1 protein-coding gene is annotated in these 756 nt (G+C 64.2%); it reads right to left on the bottom strand.

Going from position 1 to position 756, the window contains the following annotated elements:
- The coding region (locus IVB32_RS01965) for an IS66 family transposase zinc-finger binding domain-containing protein (RefSeq protein ID WP_247409647.1) at positions 1 to 708 on the bottom strand (708 nt) is incomplete at its 3' end.
- Positions 709 to 756 lie beyond the last annotated feature (48 nt).

Below are 756 nucleotides of genomic sequence, written 5' to 3'. Positions count from 1 at the left end.
CTGAAGATGGAAGCAGGCGCGGCCGGACCAGTTGCCCAGTGTCGCCCGATCAAGCCGGATGCCCTGGCGCGCATAGATCTCGGCTTGGCGGTAAAACGGCGTATGGTCGCCAAACTTGGAGACGATCACGTGCGCAATCGCCGCTTCGGTCGGCAGCCCGCTGGGCACCACGTGCTCCGGTGCGTGCGCCTGCACGACAGGGCCCGAGCAATGGCGACAGATGTATTTCGGGCGGCGCGTGACCAACACCCGCCATTGCGCCGGGATCACGTCGAGGCGCTGGCTGACGTCCTCGCCGATCTTCGTCATGGCGCCGCAACCGCACGGACAGAGCGTGCTCGCAGGCTCGATGATCCGTTCCACCCGCGGCAAATGGGCAGGCAAGCAGCCGCGATTGCGATGAGAACCTTGATCCGGCACGCTCCGCGATCGGCCCTTGATCACAGCCTCGGCTCTCTCCTGCGCCGCGTCCAGGATGCCTTGCGCGATCTCCACGTCTTCCAACGGTAAGTGATACTGATCTGGCCGCAGCTTCTCGGACTTCGCGCCAAACTTGTCGCGTCGCAATTCGCCGAGGATGACCTCCAGCCGACGCCGCGCTTCTTCCGACGCCGCCAGCGCCCCCTGATGCTCGCTTAAGGCCGCCTGCGTTTGCGCCAAAAGCGCTTTCAGTTGTTCATTTTCGTCGCGCAGCGCCGCGATGCTCATGCGCTATTTCGAGCACATCGCCGCCGCGCGTGCCACATTCAAAATAGC

Origin of the sequence: Bradyrhizobium sp. 23, from assembly GCF_023073295.1 — a bacterium.
Taxonomy (GTDB): domain Bacteria; phylum Pseudomonadota; class Alphaproteobacteria; order Rhizobiales; family Xanthobacteraceae; genus Bradyrhizobium; species Bradyrhizobium canariense_D.
This window is presented reverse-complemented; position numbering and strand designations above follow the sequence as displayed.